Source organism: Kitasatospora sp. NPDC022856, from assembly GCF_055561235.1.
In genome coordinates, this window is sequence record NZ_JBVHHE010000003.1 from 357,110 (window position 1) to 364,718 (window position 7,609).

Consider the following 7,609-nt stretch of genomic DNA (forward strand, 5'->3'; position numbering starts at 1 on the left):
GGCCCCGGAATGCGGCCCCGAGTACTGGTGTGGGCGCGCCGTGCGGCGGCGCTGGGGTGGAGCCTGGCGGTGCTGACGGGGTGCGCCGGCGGGGGCGGTCCGGCGGCCGGCCCGGCCCAGGACGCGGCGGCCCCGGGGCACACGGCCCCGCCGGCCCCCTCCCGGGCGGCGATCACCGCGCTGCCCGCCGACGGCGCCGAGGACGTCCCGCCGGACGGCGCGGTCCGGGTCTCGGTGGCCCAGGGCCGGCTGGTCTCCGTCCGGCTGGCCGACGCGAAGGGCACCGAGGTGGCCGGGACGCTCTCCCCGGACGGTGCGAGCTGGGCGCCGAACGGCCCCCTGCCGCTCGGCACCGCGTACACCCTGGACTCGGTGGCCGAGGACGACCAGGGCCAGAAGGCGAACCAGCACACGGACTTCTCGACGGTGGCCCGGGCGCACACCTTCGTCGCCTTCTTCACCCCGGAGGACGGCTCCACGGTCGGCGTCGGCATGCCCGTCTCGCTGCGCTTCAGCCGCCCGATCACCGACCGGGCGGCCGTCGAGCGGGCGGTGACGGTGACGGCCGACCCGCCGGTGGAGCTGGCCGCGCACTGGTTCGGCACCCAGCGGCTGGACGTCCGGCCGAAGGCCTACTGGGCGGCCGGCACCAAGGTCGCGGTGGCGCTGCGGCTCAAGGACGTGCAGGGGGCGCCGGGCGCGTTCGGCACCCAGACCAGGGACGTCCGGTTCACCGTCGGGCGGGCCCAGGTCTCCACGGTGGACCTGGACGCCCACACCCTGACCGTGCGGGCCGGGGCGGGCGGCAAGGTGGTGCGCACGCTCAAGGTGTCCGGCGGGGACCCGAAGCACACCACCTACCGGGGCGTGCTGGTGGTCTCCGAGAAGTACCGCACGACCAGGATGAACTCGCAGACCGTCGGGATGGGCGACGAGTACGACATCAAGGACGTCCCGCACGCGATGCGGCTGACCACCTCCGGCACCTTCATCCACGGCAACTACTGGGCCGACCCGGCGGTGTTCGGCACGGCCAACACCAGCCACGGCTGCATCGGCCTGGCCGACGCCAAGGGCGGGACGAGCAAGGACACCCCGGCGGGCTGGCTGTTCGAGCACACCATCCCCGGGGACGTGATCGAGGTGAAGGCGGCCACCGGGGACGCCGTCCCGCCGAGCAACGGGTTCAACGGCTGGAACCTGCCCTGGGCCCAGTGGGTCGCGGGCAGCGCGATCGAGCGCTGAGCCACCGGCCCCTGGCCCCGGCTGCGGGGCGGTGACCCTCCCGCCGGTCTTCACCGCTGTTCCACCTGTGATTCACCGCACTCCCCCCGGGGTTCACTCATTCGGCCCAGCTATCCTGCTTGCCGCGCCGAAGACCGGCGCGGAAGATCGCCGGTCCGGTGCAACCCGTCCGGGCGAACACGCGTCCATCTGGATGGACACCGGGAGGGGAGAAACCGTGAAGCCGGTTTTGGCGGACGACGCCGCGATAGGGACCACCAGCCGTCGGATGCGCCGAGGCGCAGTGGCGCTCGCGATGGGCGGGGTGCTGCTGCTCACCGCGGCATGTGGGGACGACAAGGGCAGTGACGGGGGCAGCGGCGGGGGTGACGCGGCCGCCACGGCGGGTGCCAACGGTGGGGGCGCTCCGGCGCCCGGCCAGAGCTCGGCGGCGCCGAAGACCTCGGCCGCGGTGCTGACCGTCGAGCCGAAGGACGGTGCCCAGGACGTCTCGCCGACCAACGCGCTGGCCGTCTCGGTCGCGAGCGGCAAGCTCACCACCGTCGAGGTCACCGACAAGGAGGGCAAGCCGGTCGCCGGGGCGATCACGCCGGACGGCTCCGGCTGGAAGCCCAGCGCGCCCCTGGCCGTCGGCATGGTCTACAAGGTGAGCGCGCAGGCCCAGGACGCCGAGGGCCTGGTGACGGCGTCGACGACCTCGTTCACCACGCTGACCCCGGCGAAGACGATCTCCACGAACGACAACATCGCCGACAACGCCACCTACGGCGTCGGCATGATCGTCTCGGTGGTCTTCAACAAGGACGTGAAGAACAAGGAGGCCGTGGCGAAGGGGATCACCTTCGAGACCAGCGACGGCGCCGCCACCGAGGTGAAGGGCCACTGGTTCGGCACCAAGCGGCTGGACTTCCGCCCGGCCGAGTACTGGAAGCCGGGGACGAAGGTCACCATCCACTACCGGCTGAAGAACGTCGAGGTCGCCCCCGGCATCTACGGCGACGTGGACAAGGACGAGCCGTTCACCATCGGCCGCTCCCAGGTCTCGACGGCCGACGCGGCCGCCCACACGATGACGACCGTCCGGGACGGCAAGAGCACCACGGTGCCGGTCACCCTCGGCGCCGACGCGACCCCCTCCTGGGGCGGCACCATGGTGATCATGTCCAAGGAGAAGGTCACCCGGATGAACTCGCAGACCGTCGGTCTCGGCGGCGAGTACGACATCCAGGACGTCCCGCACGCGATGCGGCTCACCACCTCCGGCACCTTCGTGCACGGCAACTACTGGGCCAACCCCTTCGGCAAGTCCAACGCGAGCCACGGCTGCGTCTCGATGGCCGACGAGAAGGGCGGCAGTGACACCTCGGTGGCGGGCAAGTTCTTCAACGACTCGCTGGTCGGCGACGTGGTGAAGATCGTGAACACCAAGGAGAAGACCGTCGCGCCCGACAACGGGCTCGGCGGCTGGAACATCGGCTGGGCCAACTGGTAGGTCCGGCGACACACGCTCTACCCCGGCGGCAGCCCCGGTAGTCCCGGTTCGACGACGACCGGCCCGATCCTCACTCGTTGGGGTCGGGCCGGTCGTCGTTCGTGGCGTGATCGTCGCCCGGATGGCGCAACCTTTCCGGTGGATGGCGCGTGTATCTGTCGAGTCCCCTCGTGGTCGAGCGGGATCAACGGGAGGAGTCGACATGAGGTCGATACGGACAGTGGTGGCCGCCGGTCTGATGGGCGGCGCGCTGGTGCTGACCAGCGCGTGCGGCGGGGGCGACGGCGCGGCCGGCGGGAGCGCGGCCAAGGCGGACCTGGGGGGCGCGGCGGGCGTCGCGGCGACCGCCTCCGCGCCGGCGTCCGGAGCGGCACCGGCCTCCGGGGCGGCGCCGGCCGATGCCCCCGCGTCGACCCCGGCGGCGCCGAAGGTGTCGGCGGCGGTGCTGGACATCCAGCCGAAGAACGGCGCGGTGGACGTGGCCCCGAGCGGCGCGCTCAAGGTCGCGGTGGCGGGCGGCAAGCTCACCACGGTCAAGGTGAGCGACCGGACCGGCAAGGAGGTCGCCGGGACGATCGCCGCCGACGGCGGCAGCTGGACGCCGACGGCCGGCCTGGCGGTCGGCACCGCCTACCAGGTGAGCGCGATGGCGGCGGACGCCAACGGCGTGGTCGCCTCGGCGGACAGCGGCTTCACCACGCTGACGCCCGAGCGCGAGGCGAAGGCGAGCGACAACGTCGAGGACAACGCCACCTACGGGGTCGGCATGATCGTCTCGGTCGACTTCGACAAGGACGTGAAGAACAAGGAGGCGGTCGCCAAGGGCATCACCTTCGAGTCCGACAACGGCACCGTGGTGAAGGGCCACTGGTTCGGCAACCGCCGGCTGGACTTCCGCCCCGAGGCGTACTGGAAGCCGGGGACGAAGGTCACCGTCCACTACCGGCTGAAGAACGTGGAGCTCGCCCCCGGCGTGTACGGCGGCGTGGACCGGGACGAGCCCTTCACGATCGGGCGATCGCAGGTCTCGACGGTTGACGCGAAGACGCACAAGATGACGGTGGTCAACGACGGCAGGAGCTCCGTCGTCGACATCACCTCCGGTTCCTCGGAGCACCCCACCTGGAACGGCACCATGGTGGTGATGTCCAAGGAAGGCGTGGTGCGGATGCAGTCCAGCAGCATGCCCGGGATGACCGGGGACCCGTACGACCTCCAGGTGCCGCACTCGATGCGGCTGACCACGTCCGGCACGTACGTACACGGCAACTACTGGAGCAGCGCCTTCGGCAAGGACAACGTCAGCCACGGCTGCGTCGGCCTCAAGGACGTCAAGGGCGGCGGCGACGGCACCTCGGCGGGCACCTTCTACGACGGCTCGCTGATCGGCGACATCGTGACGGTGCGGAATTCCTCGCGCGGCACGGTGGCTCCGGACAACGGCCTCAGCGGCTGGAACCTGGCCTGGAGTGCCTGGTAGGAGGCGGTTTGCGGCAACCCGGGCTTGACGCGCACCCGGCCCGGGTTGCACCCGGCATATGCCGAGCGGGTAGTGATCGTTTGCTCATTGTCCGTACGCGGCCGCTTGCGTTCCGCAATGATGGACCGCATGGCGGGTTGGGGCGAAACAGATCAGTCATCACTTCCTGGGTCGAGCTTGGTCGCTGAGGCATCGTGGATGTGCTTCCAGGACGCGCTGGCGGCCCTGGAGCGGCTCAGCTCCGAGGAGCTGGAGCGGATGTACTTCGGCAGGCTGTGCGACCAGTCGGCACCGGGCGAGATGCGGTTGCCGTCGAGGCCGGAGTCCGGGCCGCTGGCCCGCCGGCTGGTGCTCTCGGTGCTGGAGTCCTGGGAGCTGCACCAGCAGTTGGAGGTCGGCGAGCTGCTCACCAGCGAGCTGGTGGCCAACGCGGTGCGGCACGCGGCCGGGCGGACCATCGGCGTCCAGGTGTCGCGCAAGCCCGGCTGGCTGCGGGTCGAGGTGCGGGACTCCTCGCGGGCGCTGCCCTGTCTGATCATGGCCGAGCCGCTGCCGATCAACGAGTACGGGCGCGGGCTCAAGGTCGTCGACGACCTCGCCGACCGCTGGGGCGCCGATCTGCTGCCGCGCGGCAAGGGCGTCTGGTTCGAGCTCAAGGTGCGCGAGCGCCACTGAGGCGTCGCGGCGGCCCCCGCCGCGGTCGCGCCGCAGCCGTGGCCGTGGCCGGAAAACGCGCAGGGCCCCCGATCCACCGTGTTCCGGTGCGTGGGGGCCCCTGCAAGTCATCGCGCGGCCAAGGGGGTGCGTGCCGACACGATGGGCGACGGCCGTGCCAGGTCGGGCGGGCCGTAGTCTCGGTGTCCTCGGCGGGTCGTCGTCGTCCGCCGCCGGACATCTCGACTATCGCACGGATCTCAGCATGTGGGCAAACCGGCTGGCTTTGATTTCAAGGTTTGTAACCTAGTTCACCTTTGGATTTTGCATAGGTTAACGCTGTCGCCTGAGATTATTCATGAGCGAGCCGTGTAGACCCTGTGACGAGGCTCTGTGACGAGGCCCTGTCGGGGCCGGCGGTCCGAGCGCTAGCGGACGCCCTGCCCCGGGCCGCGCAGCGAGAGCAGCGGGGTGTCGACGCCGAGCTTGGTGGCGCTGCCCTGGAGGGCCTCCCGCAGGTACGGGTAGAGCACCGTCACGCCGATCCGGTCGACGAACAGCTGCTGCAGTTCGGCGGGAAGCTCGAACGGCGCCCCCAGCGAGAAGGCCGCCGCCGCGTCCACCACGAAGTCGGCCTGGGCGCTCCCCAGTTCCAGCCGGCAGCGAACCTCCAGGGTGGTCCCGTCGTCGCCCTCGCGGAGCCAGACCGCGAGCGTGGTCCGGTTCTCCGCCCCGCTGCGCGGCTCCTGCTGGTCGAAGAGGCGCCGGCCGGAGACCTCCAGGAAGGTGACGTCCTCCAGCTCGGTGGCGGCGGAGAGCTCGTCGAGGGTGGCGAAGCGCCGGACCCCCCGGCGGGCGGGCGAACCGGCCATCAGACGGTCACCGACCGCTGCGCGTCGTCGCCCCAGGCGGTCGGCCGGGACCGCGCCCCGCGCTCGCGGACGGCCACCCGGACCTGCACCTCGACGGGCGCGGGCTTCCAGGCGGGCGTCAGGTCCGCGGCGGTGTGGTCGACCAGGCTGTACAGCCGGGCGTCGACCGCGCGGGCGTACCGCTGGAGCGTGGAGTAGCGGGCGTCGCCGCCCACCCGCTCGAACTCGGAGATCGTCGACTGCGACGTCCCCATCAGGTCCGCCACGTCGCGCTGGGTCAGACCGCGCTTCTTGCGGGCCACCACCAGGGTCTCCACGAGTTCGGCGTAGGCCTGCGCGTCGGCCAGGCTCGCGGCGACGCGGGGATCGTCCGGGTCGAGGTCGAGTAGATCGTGCAGCGTGGGTGCCATGGCCGCCTCCCCTCAGAGTGCTTCAACATTATCGCCCGAAGCCGATATCGAGAACCGGGAACTCAGCCCGCCGACGGCCGGTTCCGCCACTCCCTGAGCCGCCGCTCCGCGGCGCCGCGCTCGTTCGGCGGGGTCTTCTGGGACTTCTTCTGGAAGAACGACAGGGCGAGCAGGACCAGGCCCTCGCCCTCCTCCGCGAAGAGCAGCCGGAAGGTGCGGTGATCGCCGGTGAGCCGCACCTCCAGGAGGTCGTTGCCGAGGTCCTTGACGTCCCCCGGCAGGGTCTGCCGCTCCTTGACCCGGTTCATCAGGACGAACAGCCGGGCCCGCTCGTGGCTGGCCAGCCGGGCCTTCTGCAGGTCCTTGACCAGGGGCGTCGAACCGTCCGCGCCCTCGTAGAAGGACCACTCCCGTGTGTTCAACGCCCACCCCCTCGGCCCGTGCGCCGGTCGGCAGTCTAGGGGGGAGGGGGTGAAGGGGAGATCAATGCGGCTGCCGTGCGGACGGGTTGGGACGGACCGAGGCGCGCACCCGGGCGGCGTGCCGGTGCACGGCCTGGGGCGAGAGCCGGGCCCGCGGTGGCGGGGCGTCGGAGGCGCCCGCCCGGCAGGCCCGGCAGAGGCCGCCGAGGAGGGCCTGCGGCCGGCTCGGGGTGCGGCAGCCGGTGCACTCCAGGACGCGGGTGACCGGCGCCGTCGGCTCCCCGGTGCGTTCGGGCGGCATCTTGTCGGCCAGGCGGCGGTGGACGAAGGCCGCCGGGCTGTGGACGGCCGGCGGGAGCCCGGCGGTCAGCGCGCTGGTGAGGTACGCCGTACCGGCCCCGCGCGCGAGCCACTGGGCGGCGAGCGGTTCGAGGGAGTCGCAGTCGCGCGCCGAGAGCGCGAGCCGGGGGTCGGCGAGCCCGAGGGCGGCGAGGGCCCGGTAGGCGGGTGACCGGTTCACGCGGGGGTGGGGCCGCTCGTCCGGGTGAACCTGCGCGGGGCCGGTGTCGGCACTGCCGTCCGTGTCGCCGACGGTCAGGAAGCGGGACCACCAGGCGTCGTCCCGGGGCGTCCGGGAGAAGTAGGTGCGGAACACCCACTGCGTACGGTCGCCGTCGACCCGCTCGCGGACGCGGCGCAGGTGACCGGCGACGGAGAGCCGGTTGAGCGCGCTGCGGACGGCCTGCTGGCCGTAGTGCGGCTGCTCGCGGGCGAGGGTCTTGGTGTCCATCGCGGCGCCCTCGGGCAGCCGGTCGACCAGCCGCGCCAGGTAGGCCTCACGGGTGGGAAGGTGCGCGAAGTCGTCGGCGCGAGGGGGATTTTGGCCCGGCGCCGAACGCTTTCCGTAGCCGGGGGACGCCATCGGGGGCAGGGCAGCGCTACTGACATCAGCTCTTTGGGGTGGTAGATCTGCCGTTTTGCTGACGGATGGTCACCTGTCGCTGTAGACCGTGTGGCATGCGATATGCGGATGG

8 protein-coding genes are annotated in these 7,609 nt (G+C 71.9%); 4 read left to right on the forward strand and 4 right to left on the reverse strand.

Annotation, left to right across the window (positions count from 1 at the left end; translation table 11 throughout):
- The first annotated feature begins 9 nt into the window (after window positions 1–9).
- The 4 genes from ACZ34W_RS06445 to ACZ34W_RS06460 all read left to right on the forward strand — a co-directional run bounded on the left by ACZ34W_RS06445 (window position 10) and on the right by ACZ34W_RS06460 (window position 4,892).
- Window positions 10–1,245: a L,D-transpeptidase gene (locus ACZ34W_RS06445; RefSeq protein ID WP_329489665.1), complete on the forward strand. Its 1,236-nt coding sequence runs from the start codon at window positions 10–12 to the stop codon at window positions 1,243–1,245.
- A gap of 268 nt (window positions 1,246–1,513) precedes the next feature.
- On the forward strand, window positions 1,514–2,737 hold the full coding sequence (locus tag ACZ34W_RS06450) for a L,D-transpeptidase (protein WP_380387422.1): 1,224 nt from the start codon (window positions 1,514–1,516) through the stop codon (window positions 2,735–2,737).
- Between the two features lie 202 nt (window positions 2,738–2,939).
- A complete protein-coding gene (locus ACZ34W_RS06455; protein WP_465602172.1) occupies window positions 2,940–4,217 on the forward strand; it encodes a L,D-transpeptidase in 1,278 nt (425 codons plus the stop codon).
- A 198-nt stretch (window positions 4,218–4,415) separates the two neighbouring features.
- A complete protein-coding gene (locus tag ACZ34W_RS06460) occupies window positions 4,416–4,892 on the forward strand; it encodes an ATP-binding protein (protein WP_329489668.1) in 477 nt (158 codons plus the stop codon).
- Window positions 4,893–5,299: 407 nt separating this feature from the next.
- Here ACZ34W_RS06460 and ACZ34W_RS06465 read toward each other — a convergent pair whose 3' ends face one another.
- From ACZ34W_RS06465 to ACZ34W_RS06480, 4 genes are all read right to left on the reverse strand, one after another.
- Entirely contained in the window at window positions 5,300–5,743 is a 444-nt protein-coding gene (locus ACZ34W_RS06465; protein ID WP_329489669.1) for a hypothetical protein, read from the reverse strand.
- The gene (locus tag ACZ34W_RS06470) at window positions 5,743–6,153 is read right to left on the reverse strand and encodes a helix-turn-helix domain-containing protein (protein WP_329489670.1); all 411 of its coding nucleotides are present in this window, start codon (window positions 6,151–6,153) and stop codon (window positions 5,743–5,745) included. Before ACZ34W_RS06470 ends, ACZ34W_RS06465 begins: the two co-directional genes overlap by 1 nt.
- Window positions 6,154–6,215: 62 nt before the next feature.
- On the reverse strand, window positions 6,216–6,575 hold the full coding sequence (locus ACZ34W_RS06475) for a type II toxin-antitoxin system RelE/ParE family toxin (protein WP_329489671.1): 360 nt from the start codon (window positions 6,573–6,575) through the stop codon (window positions 6,216–6,218).
- Window positions 6,576–6,636: 61 nt separating this feature from the next.
- On the reverse strand, window positions 6,637–7,497 hold the full coding sequence (locus ACZ34W_RS06480) for a hypothetical protein (protein ID WP_465602176.1): 861 nt from the start codon (window positions 7,495–7,497) through the stop codon (window positions 6,637–6,639).
- Window positions 7,498–7,609: the final 112 nt, after the last annotated feature.

Bases quoted from the DNA above. Each gene is read 5' to 3' on its own strand.
- ACZ34W_RS06480 (WP_465602176.1), bottom strand. From the start codon at position 7,497: ATGGCGTCCCCCGGCTACGGAAAGCGTTCGGCGCCGGGCCAAAATCCC.
- ACZ34W_RS06460 (WP_329489668.1), top strand. From the start codon at position 4,416: ATGTGCTTCCAGGACGCGCTGGCGGCCCTGGAGCGGCTCAGCTCCGAG.
- ACZ34W_RS06450 (WP_380387422.1), top strand. From the start codon at position 1,514: ATGCGCCGAGGCGCAGTGGCGCTCGCGATGGGCGGGGTGCTGCTGCTC.
- ACZ34W_RS06445 (WP_329489665.1), top strand. From the start codon at position 10: ATGCGGCCCCGAGTACTGGTGTGGGCGCGCCGTGCGGCGGCGCTGGGG.
- ACZ34W_RS06455 (WP_465602172.1), top strand. From the start codon at position 2,940: ATGAGGTCGATACGGACAGTGGTGGCCGCCGGTCTGATGGGCGGCGCG.
- ACZ34W_RS06465 (WP_329489669.1), bottom strand. From the start codon at position 5,743: ATGGCCGGTTCGCCCGCCCGCCGGGGGGTCCGGCGCTTCGCCACCCTC.
- ACZ34W_RS06470 (WP_329489670.1), bottom strand. From the start codon at position 6,153: ATGGCACCCACGCTGCACGATCTACTCGACCTCGACCCGGACGATCCC.